This is a genomic window from Candidatus Poriferisodalis sp. (genome assembly GCF_965219595.1).
Lineage (GTDB): Bacteria > Actinomycetota > Acidimicrobiia > Acidimicrobiales > Poriferisodalaceae > Poriferisodalis.
In genome coordinates, this window is sequence record NZ_OZ244781.1 from 1,081,987 (window position 1) to 1,099,933 (window position 17,947).

At 67.4% G+C, this 17,947-nt stretch carries 11 protein-coding genes; 4 read left to right on the plus strand and 7 right to left on the minus strand.

The window, feature by feature from the left end:
• The first annotated feature begins 322 nt into the window (after nt 1-322).
• Complete coding sequence (locus ACOQPE_RS04630) at nt 323-2,251, plus strand: prolyl oligopeptidase family serine peptidase (RefSeq protein ID WP_420610721.1); 1,929 nt, start codon at nt 323-325, stop codon at nt 2,249-2,251.
• A 9-nt stretch (nt 2,252-2,260) separates the two neighbouring features.
• Entirely contained in the window at nt 2,261-3,097 is an 837-nt protein-coding gene (locus tag ACOQPE_RS04635; protein ID WP_420610722.1) for an SURF1 family protein, read from the plus strand.
• Between the two features lie 4 nt (nt 3,098-3,101).
• Here ACOQPE_RS04635 and ACOQPE_RS04640 read toward each other — a convergent pair whose 3' ends face one another.
• The 4 genes from ACOQPE_RS04640 to ACOQPE_RS04655 form a co-directional block, all read right to left on the minus strand.
• Nucleotides 3,102-4,256, minus strand: coding sequence for a MalY/PatB family protein (locus ACOQPE_RS04640; protein WP_420610723.1), 1,155 nt, complete (start codon nt 4,254-4,256; stop codon nt 3,102-3,104).
• A 92-nt stretch (nt 4,257-4,348) separates the two neighbouring features.
• Nucleotides 4,349-5,089 (minus strand): sulfite exporter TauE/SafE family protein, encoded by a 741-nt coding sequence (locus ACOQPE_RS04645; RefSeq protein ID WP_420610724.1) that lies wholly within the window; start codon nt 5,087-5,089, stop codon nt 4,349-4,351.
• A 10-nt stretch (nt 5,090-5,099) separates the two neighbouring features.
• Nucleotides 5,100-6,215, minus strand: coding sequence for a chorismate synthase (gene aroC, locus ACOQPE_RS04650; RefSeq protein ID WP_420610725.1), 1,116 nt, complete (start codon nt 6,213-6,215; stop codon nt 5,100-5,102).
• 9 nt (nt 6,216-6,224) lie between these two features.
• Nucleotides 6,225-7,208, minus strand: a complete 984-nt coding sequence (locus tag ACOQPE_RS04655) for a PAC2 family protein (RefSeq protein ID WP_420610726.1) — start codon at nt 7,206-7,208, stop codon at nt 6,225-6,227.
• A 370-nt stretch (nt 7,209-7,578) separates the two neighbouring features.
• Between ACOQPE_RS04655 and ACOQPE_RS04660 the strand changes: the two genes are divergently transcribed.
• Both ACOQPE_RS04660 and ACOQPE_RS04665 read left to right on the plus strand, forming a co-directional pair.
• Nucleotides 7,579-8,841 carry a hypothetical protein gene (locus ACOQPE_RS04660; protein WP_420610727.1) on the plus strand — a complete coding sequence of 421 codons (1,263 nt, stop codon included), beginning with the start codon at nt 7,579-7,581 and terminating at the stop codon, nt 8,839-8,841.
• A 33-nt stretch (nt 8,842-8,874) separates the two neighbouring features.
• Nucleotides 8,875-10,146: a hypothetical protein gene (locus tag ACOQPE_RS04665; RefSeq protein WP_420610728.1), complete on the plus strand. Its 1,272-nt coding sequence runs from the start codon at nt 8,875-8,877 to the stop codon at nt 10,144-10,146.
• 30 nt (nt 10,147-10,176) lie between these two features.
• Here ACOQPE_RS04665 and ACOQPE_RS04670 read toward each other — a convergent pair whose 3' ends face one another.
• The 3 genes from ACOQPE_RS04670 to ACOQPE_RS04680 form a co-directional block, all read right to left on the minus strand.
• On the minus strand, nt 10,177-12,555 hold the full coding sequence (locus tag ACOQPE_RS04670; protein WP_420610729.1) for a beta-propeller domain-containing protein: 2,379 nt from the start codon (nt 12,553-12,555) through the stop codon (nt 10,177-10,179).
• 267 nt (nt 12,556-12,822) lie between these two features.
• Nucleotides 12,823-14,037 (minus strand): acyl-CoA dehydrogenase family protein, encoded by a 1,215-nt coding sequence (locus tag ACOQPE_RS04675; protein ID WP_420610730.1) that lies wholly within the window; start codon nt 14,035-14,037, stop codon nt 12,823-12,825.
• Entirely contained in the window at nt 14,030-17,842 is a 3,813-nt protein-coding gene (locus ACOQPE_RS04680) for a hydantoinase B/oxoprolinase family protein (protein WP_420610731.1), read from the minus strand. The genes ACOQPE_RS04675 and ACOQPE_RS04680 overlap by 8 nt, the downstream gene beginning before the upstream one ends.
• Between the last annotated feature and the right edge of the window lie 105 nt (nt 17,843-17,947).

Here is a 17,947-nt window from a genome sequence, read left to right on the forward strand (position 1 = left end):
GGCCGTAGGGGCGTGTGTGGACCGAGGGAGTTGGTGGGCGCTCCCCCGGTCCACTGGCGCGTCACGGGCCGGTGGAAAACCCGGAGCGCACGCTCACGCCGCCGCGGAATCTGCCCACTGTGAGTGACCGCGGCGGCTCGTCTGAACCAACGAGGAACCTATGAGTTCGCCATCGAATTGTCAAGATGATGCGGCCCGATACCCCAGTAGTTCCGGGGAGTTTCCGCATGGTGCGTGGCCGTCGCCGCTGCAGGCGGCCGACGTCGCCGCGGGTGCTGTGCGCCGGTCCGAGCCGCGCATCGCCGACGATTGGGCTTATTGGGTGGAAGAGCGGCCTCTCGACCGTGGGCGAGGCGTCGTCGTGCGGGTGCGCCTCGGCGAGCCCGGTGCAGAGCCCGCCGACGTGCCCCGCACCGCGGAGGCAGACATCCGCACTGCCGTCCACGAATACGGCGGTGGCGCCTGGCTGCCGTTTGCAGCAGCCGACGGCAGCCATTTCGTGCTGGCCAGCTGCATGAGCGATCACCGGGTGCGGCTGTTCGACGCGACGGGAGAGGCCGCGCCGCGTGCGGTGACGCCGGAGCCGGACACTCCGCGGGGGCTGCGATACGCCGACCCAGCGCTGGTGCCACCAGCCGACCACTCGCAGCACCCAGTCGGCGACGGCATCGAACCCGTCACGATCTGGGTGCGCGAGGACCACAACAGCGGCGACGGCGACAGCGAGCCGCGCAACGAGCTGATTGCGGTGCGGCTGGACGGGACGGTGGGTGTTGTGGCGACCGGCGCCGACTTCTACTCGTCGCCACGATCGTCGCCCGATGGCAGCGTGCTGGCCTACCTCAGCTGGGATCACCCCAACATGCCGTGGGATCACACGCGCCTGCATGTCGTCGACCTGGACGGCGGCATGGCGGTGCCGGGAACCGATCGGGTGCTGGTCGACGGGCCGGCGATAACCCAGCCTGCGTGGAGTCCCGATGGCGTTCTGCACATCGTGACCGACATCGACGGCTGGTGGGCTGTCCACCGCGTCGATACCGAGACGGGTGCCACCGAACCGGTGCTCAGAGACGCAGCGGCCGGCGGGGAGCACGGCCGCGAGTTCGGCGTGCCGGCATGGGTCTTCGCCGTGGACACCTACGGCTGGGACGGATCCGGCGCACTGTGGAGCGCGTGGAACTCAGGCGGTGTCAGCCACCTGGGCACCATCCGCGACGGGCGGCTGGAAGAGATCCCGAGCGGGTTCACCGACTTCGGCCGCTTGGCGGTCACAGCCAGCGGATCGGTCGTGACGGTGGCCGCCAGCTGGACTCGCCGGGCTGCGGTGGTGGAAATCTCGCCCGACGGCGAGCACCGCCAGCTCAGCGCGAGCGAGCCGCTGGTGCTGGCGCCCGAGGATGTCTCGGTCCCTCGTGCGTTCACGTTCGACAGCGATGACGGTCGCCAAGCGCACGCCTTCTTCTTCCCGCCTGCCAACTCGGCCGTGACCGCACTACCTGCCGAGCTGCCGCCGCTCATGGTGCTGAGCCATGGCGGGCCCACCGGCTCGGCCCGCAGCTCGCTCGACCTGGGCATCCAGTACTGGACCACCCGCGGCATTGCCGTGGTGGACGTGAACTACGGCGGCAGCACCGGCTACGGCACTGCATTCCGCAACCTGCTTCAGGGCCAGTGGGGCGTCGTCGACACGCAGGACTGCATCGCCGCAGCGCTGCACCTGGCGCGCGAGGGTGCTGTGGACGCCCAGCGTCTCGTCATCAAGGGCGGCTCAGCAGGCGGCTACACCACGCTGTGCGCACTGACCGGCAGCGACGTGTTCGCCGCCGGCATCTCTCGCTACGGGGTCGCCGACCTAGAGGCCCTGGCCCGCGACACCCACAAGTTCGAGGCCCGCTACCTCGACGGGCTGATCGGTCCCTGGCCCGAGCAGGCCGACCTGTACCGGGAGCGATCGCCCATCTGGCGGACCGACCAGCTGCGGACCCCGATGATCGTGCTGCAAGGCACCGAGGACCGGGTGGTGCCACAGAGCCAGTCCGAACAGGTGGTGACGGCCCTGGCAGATGCGGGCGTGCCGCACGCCTACTTGCTGTTCGAGGGCGAGGGTCACGGCTTCCGGCGCGGGCCCAACATCGTGGCGGCGCTCGAAGCCGAGCTGTCGTTCCTCGGCCAGGTCCTGGGCTTCGAGCCCGCAGGCGACATCGCTCGCGTCGAGGTGCGCGACGGCGGCCAGCAGCGGTCCCAATAGGTTCGGGCCGTGTACAGCTTCGCCCGCAAGCCGGTCTGGCTGGCCGGCCACGCGCTGGCCGGCGGCCTGCTGGTGATCTTCGTGATCGCAGGCTTCTGGCAGCTCAGCCGCCACAACGAGGTAAGCGACCGCAACGCTGCAATCACCGAGCGCCAAGACATGCAACCCCTCGAAGCCGGCCGCTTCTTCGAAGCCGTCGCCGACTCCGAGAGCCTCGACCAGCTGGAGTACCGGACCGTGATACTGCCGGTCGAGCGCTTCGACTGGGACGAGAACGTGCTGATCCGCAACCGCAGCCTCGACGGTTTGCCGGGATGCCACATCGCTCTGCCAGCGGCGGCGACTTCCGACGACAGTGCGGAACCATTGGGCGTGCTCTTGGTCGCAGGGTGGCTTCCCCAGCAGACGTGCGAACCGCAGACTGGCTCCGAAGCCCGAGTTTGGGCGACCCGCCTGACGGAACCCAGTTTGGTTGCCGGCCGCATCCGTCTGAGCCAGGAGCGCGGCTGGCTCGGACCGTCGGACCCGGACCAGGGGCAGCTGGAATCGCTGGCCCGAACGGATGTCGAGCGCATCGATGAACAGACCACACTCGACCTGATGCCCCTCTACGTCGAGGTAGTCAGTGCAACTCGCTCAGACGGGGTGCGACTCGCGCTCGGGAGAACTCTTGCCGACGGCACACCGGCACCGGTACCGCTGCGGCCGCCGGAGCTCAATGCCGGACCGCACTTGGGCTACACGGTGCAGTGGTTCAGCTTCGCCGCAGTCGCCATCGTGGGCTACACGCTCGTGCTGCGGCACCAAGCGCGCAAGGGCGAATCCGAACAGATCGCCGACGACTGACGGGCTAGCGGCCGATGGCTTTGGCCATGCGGGCAGTGGCCTCGTCGAGCATTGCAGGCGACGTGGCGAAGTTGAGCCGCACGTGCCCGGCACCTTCGGGCCCGAAGTCGAGCCCGGAGTTCAGGTACACGCGACCCCGCCCCAAGAACACCGAGGCGGGATCGTCGCCCAGGCCCAGCTCGCGGCAGTCCATCCACGCCAGGTAGGTGGCATCGGGCGGCCGGTACCCGACCTCGGGCAGCCGCTCCGCCAGCAGCTCCGCCAGCAGGTGACGGTTGCTGTCCAGGCCGGCCACCAGCTCGTCCAGCCAGTCCAACGCTTCGGTCCAGCCGGCAATGGTGGCGACCTGCCCGAGGATCCCGATGCCGCCGATCAGCCGCTTGGGAATCTTCTTGACGATCGGGCCGTAGCGCGACGACGCCGAATGCAGGAACGCCATCCGCAGCCCTGCCATGTTGAACGACTTCGTGGCAGCGGTGACGGTGACCGTTCGCTCCGAGGCCAGCTCGCTGACCGAAGCCACCGGGATGTGCCGCCGGGGCGCATACACCAGATCGCAGTGGATCTCGTCGGAGATCACCACCAGATCGTGACGCTCGGCGATGTCGATCACCGCAGCGATGTCGTCGGTGTCGAGCACCATGCCACACGGGTTGTGCGGCTGACACAGGATCACCGCAGTCACGTCGGGCGCCGACGCCACCGATTCGAAATGGTCCAGGTCGAGCCGCCAGCTGTCATCGTGGCGGATGAGCGGGTTGGGCACCACCCGGCGCCCGTGCCCCTCGACGCTGGAGAAGAACGGCGGGTAGGCGGGCGTCTGGAAGATGACGCCGTCGCCGGGCTCGGTGCAGTAGGTGATCGCCAGCTCCAAGCCTTGGATCACGTCGTGCACCCGCACGACGTCGAGCGGGTCGACTTGCCAGCCGAACGCCTCGCCCATGCGCTTGGCGAAGACACGCAGCACCGGGATCGGCTGGTCGTAGAAGTCGTAGCCCAGGCCGCCCGAGTCGATGCGCTCGCGCACGGCGTCGAGCACGACTGCGGGCAGCTCCACGTCCATGTCGGCGACCCATGCCGCCAGCACGTCGGGGCCCTCGCGGCCCCACTTGATGCCCGGGCGGTTCCGAACCCGTTCGGCGTCCAGTTCGAATATCACGGCGTGACCCTACGCGCCCAGCCGCGCTGGTTACCCGCTCTTGTTCCCAGTTCGTATTCGATACGGGCTCACGGGTCGCTCGGGCCCCGGGCTCAGTACAGGCCGACCATGCGGCCGGCGAGGCCGAGCACCGCAACGGCCAGAACGGGCCGGATCAGCCGCTCGCCGCCGCGCACCGCCCAGCGGGCACCCAGCCAGCCGCCGACAGCAAAGCCCGCGGCCACGATGACAGCGAATCCCCAGTGCACCTGGTCGTTCAGGATGAACACCGGCACCGCCACCACGGTCAACACAGCGATCACCACCACCTTGACGGCGTTGGCGTTCACCAAATCCAGCCCGGCGTGCGACAACGCCAGCACCAGCAAGAGCCCCACACCAGCTTGAAACGCCCCGCCGTAGGCCCCGATCAGGAAGAACACCACCACGGTCAGCGCCCTCGGCCAGACGATCTCGTCGCCTCGGGCCTTCGGCGGCCACAGGCTCAGGACGAGCAGCGGCACCATCAAGATGCCGAAGACCCGCTCGAAGGCCGTGTCGCTGAGCAGGCTGGAGACCGCGTAGGCGCCGATCACCGAGCCGATCAGCGCCGGCAGCAGCACGGGCACCGAGCGGCGCAAGCCCGACACACCCTCAGACCGGTAGCCGGCGACCGACGCCAGATTCTGCGTCACGACGCCGATGCGATTGGTGCCATTGGCCACCAGCCCGCCCAGATCGCCGACCACCGTGAGCAGGCTGACCGTCAGCAGCGAACCGCCGCCGGCCATGGCATTCACCACGCCCGCAACCACGCCCGCGGCCGCGACGAGCGCAATCTGTGCGATGTCCATCGGCTGACCGTCAGCCGGATGGCTGCGGCGGCGAAGGAGTATCTGCGAGCTGGGTTGTCTGCTGGCGCAGGAGATGGTCGGCCAGCACGAGGCAGACCATCGCCTCGACCATCGGCACCGCCCGGGGCAGCACGCACGGGTCGTGGCGGCCGCGGGCGGCGAGCACGGTGGCCTCGTTGGCGTTCGTGACGGTCTTCTGCTCGCTCGCAATGGTGGCGGTGGGCTTGAAGGCGACACGCAGCACGATGTCGGCGCCGTTGCTGATGCCGCCCTGGATGCCGCCGCTGCGGTTGGTCACCGTGACGGGTCGGCCGTCGGGACCAGGCTCGAACTCGTCGTTGTGCGTGCGCCCCGTCATGAGCGTTCCGGCGAAGCCGCTGCCGATCTCCATGCCCTTGGCCGCCGGCAGTGACATCACCGCGCCCGCCAGCTCGGCGTCCAGCTTGTCGAAGACCGGTTCCCCCAAGCCCGGCGGCACGCCGCGGGCCACGCAGGCCACCACCCCGCCCAGCGAGTTGCCGTCGCGGCGGGCAGCGTCGATGGCCTCGATGATGCGAGCGGCAGCGTCGGGATCGGGGCAGCGCGTCGGCCCGGTTTCCACGTCGTCGCGGGTCAGCTCCGCGGGATCGACATCGGCGTTGATGTCGCTCACCGAGCTGACCCAGCCCAGCACTTCCACCCCGGCCATCGCCAGGATCTTCCGAGCCACGGCACCCGCCGCAACCCGGCCGACGGTCTCGCGGGCCGATGCCCGGCCGCCGCCCTGCCAGTTGCGGATGCCGTACTTGGCGTCGGTGGTGTAGTCGGCGTGGCTGGGCCGGTACTTGGTGGCCATCTCGGAATAGGCGCCGGGCCGGGCGTCGGTGTTGGTCACGGTCATGCCGATCGGCGTGCCGAGCGTGAGGCCTTCGAAGACTCCCGAGTGGATCGTCACCCGGTCAGCCTCCTGGCGCTGGGTCACGATGCTGCTCTGGCCGGGCCGGCGGCGGTCGAGATCGACCTGCACATCGGCTTCGCTCAACTCGATGCGCGCGGGGCAGCCGTCGATGATCACCCCCAGCGCTCCACCATGCGATTCGCCGAACGTGGTGACTGCGAATCGTTCCCCGAACGTGCTGCCGCCCATGCCAGAACCCTACGACGGCTCGTCGGGGGGCGATTCGCGCTGCTCGGCCAGGAACTTCTGGAATTCCAGCGCTATGTCGTCGCCGCTCGGCAGGTTCTCCTCGGCGGTGCGGTCTGCTTCGGCTTCGAGCTGCCGGATATAGGCCACGATCTCGGGATCTCGCGCCACCGCCTCATCGACCCGCTGCTCCCAGGTCTGCACGCTGCTGTCCAGCTCGCGGTAGCCGGTGGTCACGCCGGTGACCGTCTCGAAATGGGCCAGCAGTGCCCGCGTGCCCTTGGGATTCGGCGGGCCCGCGACGTAATGGGGCACCCCCACGCGCAGCGACACCACAGGAAACGCGGCCCGGTCCAGCACGTCGTGCAGCGTGCCGATGATGCCGGTGGGGCCTTGGTAGGTGGGGCTGTCGAGGCCCAGGCGAGCGGCCAGCTCCCCGTTGGCGGCGCTGCCCTTCACCGAGGCGGTCCGCGAGTGCGCCACGCCCGCGACCATGGCTCCGAGCGTCACCACCATCTGGCAGCCGAGTCCACGGGCGATCTCCGCCACTCCCTCGCAGAACGTGCGCCAGCGCATCCGCGGCTCGATGCCCGACAGCAGCACGAGGTCGTGCGGCGGGGCAGCCGGCACGACGTGGCACTCGATCTCCGGCCAGCGGATACGCCGCTCGCCGCTGTCGGCGATCTCGATGTGCGGGCGGTTCTCCTGGAAGTCGAAGAACTCCTCGGGATCGATGCGGCACACCCGGCGAGCCTCGCTGCGTCGGCGCAGCCACTCCAGCGCGCCGGTGGCGCAGTCGCCGGCGTCGAACCAGCCCTCGAACGCCACCAGCAGGAGCGGGTTGTGCAGGTTCGGCGCACCGTCCCACACAACGATCGGCTGTTCTGCTGGATCTTCGGCCCCGGTCACGGCCTCACTATGGCCGATGCGCCCGAGAATCGCGCACACATTTGCTTCGACACGCCGACGCCCAGCCACGATTCTCGTGGCGCTCATCACATCGGACTCGGTACAGATGCACTCCGGCCGCCGAACTCCGCTCCCTCGTCGCATAGCAACACACAGGCCCCACATCTCGGTCTGCCGCGACTCACCCCCACCGCTGTCACAGCACTTACTGAACGTCCAGTAAGGTCGCATCAGAGGAAGGCTCGTGGCGAGCCGTCTCGCCCGAGTCCGCCGTCGGCTCGAAAGGAGGCAACACATGCAACACCACCCACACCGACAGGCCCGAGGCGATCCACGGCATCGCAGACGACGACAAGCACTCGTCTCGCTTCTCGTAACCTGCGCACTCGGTGCCTTGCTGCCGACGAGCGCTCTCGCCCAGACTTCTACCGACAACGCGCCCGCGGCACACCCAATCGTGGCCTTCTACGCATCGGATTACTCGGTCACGCTCGCCGAGGCGCAGCAACGGCTCGAACGCATCCCAGAATTGCAGGAGATCGTCGCCGTTCTCCACAGCCTCGAAGCGGACCGGCTCGCTGGATGGGACATCGATCATCACGGCCCGATGACCGCTTGGGTACGGCTCGCCGGATCAGAACCGCCCAGCAACACTGCCACCGAGCTCGCCGACGCGCATAGCGATGTGCAGATTCGTACCGGCGCCGAGGTCACATTCGCGGCACTTGCCGCAGCCCAAGACCAGTTCGGCATTGGCGAGAGCGTCGGGCCAATCGGCAATACCGGTGCAGCAGACGGTGTCCAGATCGAGGTGAGCGATCTGATCACACACACCGCCGTGAACATGAGAAGCAATGCTCTCGAAATCGGTATCGACACCAGCAGAGTCCCAGCCTCACCATCAGGTGCCCTTGACGCTCTGGAAGGTCGTGGACCGTTCGGGCCGGTTGGCAGCACCGGTGCCGCCACAGACGGATCCGACAGACTGGCCACCATCAACGCCTTACTGGCCCCGCATATCGCCGTCCCTTACAGCGTCATTGAGGCGGACCCAGTTGAGGACCAAGTCGCTTTCGAAGGCGGCCGCAGGATGAGCCACAACAGTGCTGTTTGCACATCGGGCTTCACCGCATACCACAGTGGAGACAACCGATACGGCCTCATCACGGCTGGCCACTGCAACAAGCGGACATGGACGACTCAAGGCGTGACACTTGCATTCAATAGCCGCGTATACAACGCTAGCAACGATGCGGCCTTCTACGTCATACCCGAGGGCCAAGGCCACTCGGCCACACACAAGATTCGTTGCAGCGACAATTCTGGAGTAACTCAAACCTGTTCAATTCATAGTATCGGCCCTGGCCGACTGTTCATGATGGGCCATTATGTGTGCCACATGGGCACGAATTCAGGTGTCAGCTGCGGGACGGTTGACAACGTCAGGTATCAACCTAATCCCAGCAATGGGTGTGACGGCAACGGAGTCACATGCAGCCCCGTCTTTATTCGTGCGTCAGGGCCCGATATGAGGAACTGCAGCGGTGACAGCGGCGGCCCCGTCTACAGCTATAACGCGGCCTACGGAATCCACAAGGGCGGTCGCGCAAACAACTCATGCACTAGGTCAAATTCCTACGTCTTTTTCAGCGGAATTCGGCGCGTACAGAATGTACTTGGCGTGACAGTCATCACTAGCTGGCCATCGACTGTGCCATAGCCAGAGTTCGGCAGTCAGCGATAGAATCAGCGGGTGACGACATCCGTGCGTTCAAGAGACATAGTTCTTATGAGTGTATTCTTAATTGTGTCAGCGTGTGTAAGCGATACATCCGCGACAAGTGAAGTCGATCCTGATCAGATCGAATTCCAGGCCTCCGTACAACAGTCCGCCGTGCTCAAGCCCACTACGACGACTAGTCCTCGTGACGAGATTTCCACGATGCCGACATCGACATCGTCGGCACCACCCGAAGCAGAATCGCTGTGGGTGCCGGACGCCGAGTGGGTTTTGCCTCTGCCGTGGGCAAATTTCCATGAAATGCATGAACGCCGGCCTGGTTCGGACTCGGAGCTGATGGAGACAAGCGGTACTCTGCAGATCGATGGCAAATGCCTCTATCTGGATGAATTGTCTATAGAACCGCGTCGTCCCGGAGACCCGCTGCGTTGGGTGCTGTCGCTCCCGAACGACCTTGTTCAATATGACGACAGCGACGAGGCGCTCTGGGTACACCGTCGACTCGGGCCCGTCGGGCCATTTGTGACTGGAGATGAGATAATTGTTGGCGATATATCGTGGGGCAGCCGTCGCAGCTCAGTATGCGGAGATCACCAAATCCTGCATGCCCCAGAGTCTATCGAACTATGTTCAAGCCGTCATCGCTACTCATGCTCCGTCAGCTCATATTCTTCGATTTACGGGGTGCCGCCGTCGGAAGCAGATCGTCGGCTTGATCGCATTCCGCAGATGAAAGCGGTACTCGCAGAGCTACGTGACGCCGAGCCACAGCGGACCGCGGGTTGGGGCGTCGATCGGGCGGATCCGTTCATACGAATCGGGGAATCATTTGTGGCATGGCTGTGGCTCGCCGGTGATGATCCACCAAGTCCACAGGCACAAGCACTCGCCACAGCACATCCTGACATCGAGCTACGGACCGGCGCATCAGTTACCTATGCTCAGCTCCGATCCGCTCAGCAGCAGTTCGCTGGAGGGAACGACATCTATCTTCCGCGCGACACCCTCGACGGTGCCGTCCAAGCAATCGAACTGTCAGAGACTGTCGCGTGGACATGGATCAATCACCGGTCCAACGCGCTGGAAATCGCAATTGACACTTACCGAATCCCGCACGACGTCGGGTCTGTCATGCTTACCGGCAACCCGACTTTCTATGACGACAACCGTTGGCCGCCTCGAGACGAACTCTTCGCCGCCATTGCGGACGACGTTCAGGCTCGCGTTGATGTTCCTTTCGACATCGTCTTTCGAAGGATCGACCCCGACGAACGGCATCGATAACCCGACCGTGGGCAACTCGGTGTCCGCTTATCAGCGGGTCCAGGTGAGCAGCGAGGCGCGTTCCAGCGAGTCCAACCAGACTGATTCGAGCGCCTTGTGCGATGCGAGGTACAGGCGGTCGCCGACTACGGCGCTGGCGGTCACCTGCGCCTGCCAATCGGTGTCGAACCAGCAGTAGCGCTCCCACGGGCCGAACTCTTCGGTGCCGTCGGGCCGGACGACGATCTCGCGCGACTCGCGGCACCTGCGCAGCGGCGGGTCCGCGTGGCTGAGGCGTGCGCGCTCGGTGAGCTCCGCGCCTGCCGTGCCCAGCGCCACAGCGCCGAGGAACGGAGGCTCGCTGCCGCTGTCGTCGAAGGGGTGCTGGTTCAGCGGCAGCACCGCCAGATCGCTCGGCTGCCAGTGCAGGAAGGCTAGCGCATTGAACTCCACCTGGCTGTGGCCGCCCGGGGCCGTCCACTGGGCAATGCGCTGGGGCCGATCCAGATCTGCGATGTCGAACAGCGACACCTGGGTGCCCACGGTGAAGCCCTCGTCGGTGGCCTCCTGACCGACGCCGAGCAGCAGGTCGTCACCGAGCGGATGCAGGTACGCGGAGTAGCCGGTGATCTTCAGCTCGCCGCGCACCACGGGCGCGGTCGGCTCGGACAGGTCGAGCAGGTATAGCGGATCGATCTGGCGGAACGTCACGACGGCGGCGATGTCGCCCAGATAGCGCACCGCGTAGATCCGCTCGCCCACACCGAGCCCGTCGACGCGGCCGACCTCTGCGAGGCCGTCGGCGCCGACCGCGAGCACCGTGACGAGGCTCTCGGACTCGGGGGCGAGCTGTCCGCGCCAGGTCCACGGCTGAGCGGTGGTGGTCGCGATGCGCAGGTGGCCCTCGTGCTCCGACATCGAGTACTGGTTCAGCACCGTGCCCGTCACCGACGCCGAGCCGAGGTACGTGCTCGTGGCTCGCCCGCTGGTGTCGAACATGTGGATATCGGTCTCGACGGGTGCGCCGTCGCCGGGACCTGCCGGCTCGACACCCCAGTCGTGCCAACGCGTCGTGGTCACGTAGAGATGATCGTGCGAGGCGTACACCGTGCTGCCGTCGGACATGATCGTCGTGGTGTCCATCGCTCCGGCAAGGCCTTCGGCAGCAATGTCAATGGTGGTGACGCTGAGCGTGCCCGGGCCTGCGTAGTGCGGGGGCGCCCAGACGCGGTCGCAGTCGGCGAGGCGCCCGCCCGCGACGGACGCGCCGGAGGCGTCGCTCAAGACGAAGCGCGGCAGCCAGTCATCGAGCGTGGTGCCGATGATGAGATCGCGGTTTGCCTCAGCCGACCGCTCCTGCGCACCGAGGTCGGCCGTCTCGGGGATGGCCCAAGGAATCGCACGCGGACCTGAGGTGGTGACCACCCGCACCACGCCATCGGCCAAGCGGGCGCCGATGTAGCTGCCTTCGATGTCCAGCCGTCTGGTGACGCTTGGCGTGGTGCTGCTCAAGTCGATCTCGACGATCTCGGTCGTGGGTCCCCAGCTCGGCGCCGGATCGCTGTCGGTGCCCTCGCCACCCGGTTCGACGAACGGCACAATGCTGTCCCACTGCGAGGCAAACACGAGCACACGGTCGCCGTGCAGCAGCAGATTCGAGACCCAATGGCTGTCGAGCTGGACAGAAGTGACCAGTGTCGGCTCGGGGCCCGTCACGTCCACCACATGCACCCGGTTCTCGCTCGCCACCACCATGCGCCGAGCGTCGGCCTTGAGCACGTGGGGCTCATCGATTCCCGCCTCTTGCACGTTGGACGTGCTGTAGTCGACCCCGGGCTGCAGCGAGGCCGCTCCGGCCCCCGCGGCGTCGTCGGCAGCCGCCTCAGCCTCCAGCACCTCGCCCCCGAAACCGAGATCGCCGCCCAGGCCCCACGGGCCCACAGCCGCTGCCGCGTTCGTGTGGATGTAGTCGAGCACTGCGCCGCATTCGTCGAACTGACGCAGCGCGGCGGCCTTGATGGCGTCCGCCGGCACCGCCGCGTCGGCACTTGCCGACCCGTTCTCAGCCGCGCTGTCGTCCGAGTCGGCGTCGCCTGCAGATGGACCATCTTCGCCGGGATCAGCCCCAGCCGATGACGTGCCTTCAGCAGCAACCTCGTCTCCGGTGTCATCGCCAGCCATGCCGGATTGGAACCCGGCCGACTCATCGGACCTGCCCGGCTCGCCCGGAGCGTCGTCCTCAGCGCTGGAATCTCTGTCGGAGGCAGTGGTGGCCGCGGGCTGCGTGGCGTCCGATGGCACATCGTCGGTGGCACTGTCATCGGCATCGCTCGCGCAAGCAGCTGCGAGCAGGGCCACAGCAGCCAGAACGGCGAGCAAGCGCGATGTCCTGGCGACTCTGGACTTCGTGTACTCGGGCTTCTCAGTCATCAATTCACACAACGCCATAGGTGCCAGCGGCGTTCCGCTCGCGACGTTACGTTCCGATGAAGTTCCCCACATCACATCGCGAAGCGCTCGGGCGAAGAAAATCAGAGTGACCGCGCAGCAACGCTCTCGTAGGTTCGGCACGGGACGGGACCGCCCGCGCTACCGGAGTAGCTCTGACCACCGGGCGGATCCCGTCCTCACGACACGTCGTGTGTGCCGCTCACATCGTAACGCCGAGGTACGAAGGCACCTGACAGATTTCAGCGACTAGTCGTCGTCGGCTGCCTCGTCGTACAGGCCGTTGCGGCCCAGGCGCACGAGCAGCTCTTCGGTGCTCCACGGCAGCATCGTGGCCCCGCAGCGGGCATCGCGGTAGTGCTGCTCGAGGCGACCGGGCCGCAGCAGCGACCTCCCGCCACAGGTGCGCAGTGCCAGCGATGCCATCTCGGGGGCGCTCTCCATCGTGGTCACCGTGGCCACATGCGCCCGCCGCAGCTCCTCAGGGCTGGGATCGGCCCGGAGTTCGCTGAGCACCCGGTAGGTCAGCGACTGCGCCCGGTCGTAGATGAGCTGCAGCTGCGCCCACCCGGTCTGCTTGATCGGGTGATCGCGTGACGCCTTCACCCCCGACTCGCCGCGCAGATAGGTGCGGGTGGCGTCGAGGATGGCCCGCATCAAGCCCAGATAGCTGAATGTCAAGGTCATGTAGAACTGCGGGAAGCGGGACACCATCGCGTTGAACATGCCCGGCGGCAGCACCTCATTGCGGGCCGGCACGAACACGTTGTCCATCACCAGCGTGCGGGAGTCGGTGCCGCGCATGCCGATCGGGTCCCAGTCGCCGACGATCTGCGCGCCGTCGCCATCGGCCGGCACGCCCAGCAGGCGGATGTGGGGATCGCCCTCCACCACCGCCAGCACGTTGTGTACGTGCGCGGCACCGCTGAGCGAGGCGAAGATCTTGCGGCCCGTCACGCGGTAGCCGCCCTCGGTGGGCACCGCCATGGTGCTGAAGCCCGATCGGGCACCCGGCGCCTGGCCCTCGGAGAACGGCTGGGAATGGATGACGGTGCCTTGAGTCATGCCTTCCCACAGATGCGGGCGGGTCTCGGCAAGGTGTGCGGCCATGGCCCCATCGGGATCCAGCTCACGCCCGCGCTCGCCGGCCAGCAATGCCTCGGCGATCGGGCCGGACAGCAGCGCTGTGGCCGTGTGCATGTTGAACGTCAACGCCGTGGTGGCGCAGTGCCGACCCATCTCCTCGGCCACAAGCGCGTAGCCCACGAAGTCGGCACCCAGCCCGCCGACCTCTGTGGGCACGCACAGGCCCAGGAAACCGGCATCGGCCAGGTCGGCCCAGTTCCCGTGCGGGAAGCTGGCATCGCGGTCGTAGGTGGGCGCACGCTCGGCAAATGCAGGCCCCAGCTCGGCCATCCGGGCCACGAGCTCGGCTCGCTCGGGCGTCAGCACCTGTTCATTCATCACTCGCACCATTCCTGTCGAAAGTCGAGAAGTCGCCATTGCCGCTCGGCGTGCCGTAGCCGCCGCCACCAGGCGTGTGGATCTCCATCACGTCGCCCTCGCCCACCTCCACCCGGGCACAGCCGGCCAGCTCGGTGACGGTGCCGTCGACCCGTTCGAGCAGATTGCGCCCGCGCGCACCGTCCTCGCCGCCGGCCACGCCGAACGGGGCGATCCGCCGGCAGCTCGACAGCAGGTTGGCCGTCATGGGCTCGTCGAAGCGCAGGCGCCGCACGACGCCGTCGCCCCCGTCGTTCGCGCCACGGCCGCCTGAGCCTCGGCGCACCTCGAACCGCTCTAGCAGCACCGGGTGGCGCTGCTCGAGCATCTCGGGGTCGGTGAGGCGGGTGTTGGTCATGTGCGTGTGCACTGCATCGGCGCCCGGGCGGCGAGCCGTGGCGCCCGCTCCCCCGCAGATCGTCTCGTAGTACTGGTGGGCGGCATTGCCCCAGATGAAGTTGTTCATGGTGCCCTGCGAGGCCGCGATGACGCCGAGTGCGCCGAACAGCGCATCGGTGATCTGCTGGGACGTCTCGACGTTGCCGGCGATGACCGCGGCGGGCGGGTGGGGCGACAGCATCGAGGGGTCGGGCACCACGAGTTCGATGGGCCGCAGGCAGCCGGCGTTCAGCGGGATGGCGTCGTCGACCATGCAGCGGAACACGTAGAGCACTGCCGAGCGGCACACCGCCACCGGGGCGTTGAAGTTGCCCGGATGCTGACCGCTGGTGCCGGCGAAATCGACAACCGCGCTGCGCTGGTCGGCATCCACCGAGATGCGGACGCAGATCACGCTGCCGTCGTCGAGCTCCATCCGGTAGCTGCCGTCATCGAGGGCATCGATGACCCGGCGCACCATCTCCTCGGCATTGTTGGCGACGTGGCCCATGTAGGCGTGCACGACGTCGAGGCCGTAGTACTCGACGATGCGGGCCAGCTCGACGGCGCCCCGCTCGCAGGCCGCCACCTGGGCGCGCAGGTCGGCAATGTTCTGGTCGGGGTTGCGAGCCGGCCACGGACCGCTGGCGAGCACGTCGCGAACCTTGTCCTCGAGGAAACTCCCCTCGGTCACGATCTGGAGGTTGTCGAGGACCAGCCCCTCCTCGTCGATCGTGGTCGAATCGGCCGGCGCCGAGCCGGGCACGCAGCCGCCGATGTCGGCGTGGTGGCCGCGGGAGGCCACATAGAAGATGCGCTCGCCGCCCGCGGCGTCGAACACCGGTCGCACCACGGTCACGTCCGGCAGGTGGGTGCCGCCGTTGTAGGGGTTGTTGAGCACGAAGACGTCACCGGGTGCCATGTCTGGGTTCTGCTCGATGACGGTGCGGATGGACTCGCTCATCGAGCCGAGATGCACCGGCAGGTGGGGTGCGTTGGCCACCAGCTCGCCGGAGAGATCGAAGAGCGCACAGCTGAAGTCGCGCCGCTCCTTGATGTTCACCGACACGGCGGTGTGCTCGAGCACCACGCCCATCTGCTCGGCGATGTTCATGAACAGGTTGTTGAAGATCTCGAGCTGCACCGGATCGACGCTGGTGCCGATCGCGATGCGTGAGGGTCGGGCCACCACCCGATCCAGCACGAGATCGCCTCGGTCGGTGATGGTGCCCTGCCAGCCCGGCTCGATCACCGTCGTGGCGTTCGGCTCCACGATGACCGCCGGGCCTGCCGCCACCGTGCCGGGCGCCATGACGGTGCGGTCCCAGAACGGCGTGTCGTAGCGCTCGCAGGTCGGCTGCGTGTCGCCGTCGGCTGGTGCGGTGCCAGTCGCTGCCGTGCCGGCGGTTGAGCCCATGTAGGTCGGATGGGTGGCCAGCAACGGTTCGCAGTCGCCGGCCGGCGGTGCGGCAGGTGGCGGGTCGACCGCTTGGCCGCGTGCCTCGATATGCAACGCATCGACCACCAGAGCTGTTGCCGAGTTCGTCGCTCCGGGCGGGCTGAAACCGAACCTCGTGCGGTGTGCGAGCTCGAACGCAGCAGCCACTTCGGCCGCGGTCCCAAGCGGCACCTCGAGCGTCGTGTCCGAACCTCGGTAGCGGACGGCGAGGCGGCCGGTCACCTCGATCCGATCGGGCGACACACCCGCGGCGGCTACGACTTCTATGGCACTAGGAGCAGCAGCGGCCAGCCGTCGGTGCAGATCGTCAATGAGGGCCTCATCCAGCGGGGCTTCGACTGGTTCGGCCCGCAAGTTGGTCACATCGGCAAGTCCGATGCCCAGCGCCGAGAGCACGCCTGCGTGCGGGTGGATCAGCACCGTGGTGATGCCGAGCCGATCGGCGACCCGGCAGGCGTGCTGGCCGCCGGCACCGCCGAAACAGACGAGCGTGTACGCGCTGACGTCGTGGCCCCGTTCGGTGCTGATCTTGCGGATCGCGTTGGCCATGTTCTCGGCTGCGATCTCGCCGTAGCCAAACGCCACCTCGGCGGCACTGCGTCGCGCGCCGCTCGCTTCCGCGATCCGGTCGGCCAGCTCGCCGATGCCGCGGACCGAAGCATCGGCGTCCAGCGGCTCGGTGCCGTCGGCGCCGAAGATCGCCGGGAAGTACTCGGGCCGGATGACACCCAGCACCGCGTTGGCATCGGTGAGCGCGAGCGGGCCGTCGTTTCCGTAGCAGACCGGCCCGGGGTCGGCGCCAGCCGACTCGGGGCCGACACGCAACCGGCTGCCGTCAAACGTGAGCAGCGATCCGCCCCCGGCAGCGACCGTGTGCATGTCGATGATCGGCGTGCGGACGCGGATGCCCGCCACCTCGGTCTCGTTCGCCCGCTCGAACTCGCCGGCGAAGTGGGAGACGTCGGTCGACGTGCCGCCCATGTCAAAGCCGATGAGCCGCTCGAAGCCGGCCGCTTGGGCGGTGCGGGCCATGCCCACAACGCCGCCCGCAGGGCCTGACAACAACGCATCGCGGCCGGTGAAGCGCCGGGCATCCGCCAGACCGCCATTGGACTGCATGAACTGCAGCTGCGGCCCCGCCACTCCGTCGTCGAGCGCGGCATCGGCCGTGCTGTCGCATTGTGCAGCGTCGCCGCTGCCGATCCTTGACGCGACAGCGTCGACTGTGCCGATTCTCGACGCCACGGCATCGACGTAGCTGCGCAGGATCGGGGACAGGTAGGCGTCGGCCACGGTGGTGTCGCCGCGGGGAACGATCTTGACCAGCGGGTCCACCTCGTGGCTGACCGAGACCTGCGAGAAGCCGATCTCGCGGGCCGCAGCTGCCAGAGCTGCCTCGTGGTGGGGGTGGCGGTAGCCATGCACCAGCACGATGGCCACGGCCTCCATGCCGCGCTCACACGCTGCGGCCATGCCGTCGGTGGCCGAGGCCAGATCCAGCGGGCACAGCACCGTGCCGTCCGCCGCGATGCGCTCGTCGACCTCGAGTACCTCCGAATAGAGCATCTCGGGGAGCACGATGTCGAGCTTGAACAGGTGCGGACGGGTCTGGTATCCGATGCGCAGCACGTCGCCGAAGCCCGCCGTGGTGACGAGCAGGGTCGGCACACCGCGGCGCTGCAGCAGTGCATTCGTCGCCACCGTGGTGCCCATCTTCACCGACCGGATCCGGTCCGGCGGCAACGGCTCACCGCGAGGCACCTCGAGCAGGTCGGCGATGGCGGTGGTGGCTGCGTCGTCGTAGCGGCGCGGGTCCTCGCTCAGCAGCTTGTGCGAAACAAGACCGCCGTCGGGCCGCCGAGCCACGACATCGGTGAAGGTGCCGCCACGATCCACCCAGAAGTCCCAACCACTGGACGCCCGACTCATCCCATGACCTTAGGTGTCATTCTGGCGGCTGAGATCAGAATCAGGCAGTCGCGCATGTTTCCGACAAGCACAACTGATTGGCATCCCAATAGCTGACAGGTCGCC

What these genes read in the sequence shown, in the direction of transcription:
- ACOQPE_RS04645 (WP_420610724.1), bottom strand. Translation starts at nt 5,089, where the DNA reads ATGGACATCGCACAGATTGCGCTCGTCGCGGCCGCGGGCGTGGTTGCG.
- aroC (WP_420610725.1), bottom strand. Translation starts at nt 6,215, where the DNA reads ATGGGCGGCAGCACGTTCGGGGAACGATTCGCAGTCACCACGTTCGGC.
- ACOQPE_RS04655 (WP_420610726.1), bottom strand. Translation starts at nt 7,208, where the DNA reads ATGAGCGCCACGAGAATCGTGGCTGGGCGTCGGCGTGTCGAAGCAAAT.
- ACOQPE_RS04670 (WP_420610729.1), bottom strand. Translation starts at nt 12,555, where the DNA reads ATGACTGAGAAGCCCGAGTACACGAAGTCCAGAGTCGCCAGGACATCG.
- ACOQPE_RS04675 (WP_420610730.1), bottom strand. Translation starts at nt 14,037, where the DNA reads ATGAATGAACAGGTGCTGACGCCCGAGCGAGCCGAGCTCGTGGCCCGG.
- ACOQPE_RS04680 (WP_420610731.1), bottom strand. Translation starts at nt 17,842, where the DNA reads ATGAGTCGGGCGTCCAGTGGTTGGGACTTCTGGGTGGATCGTGGCGGC.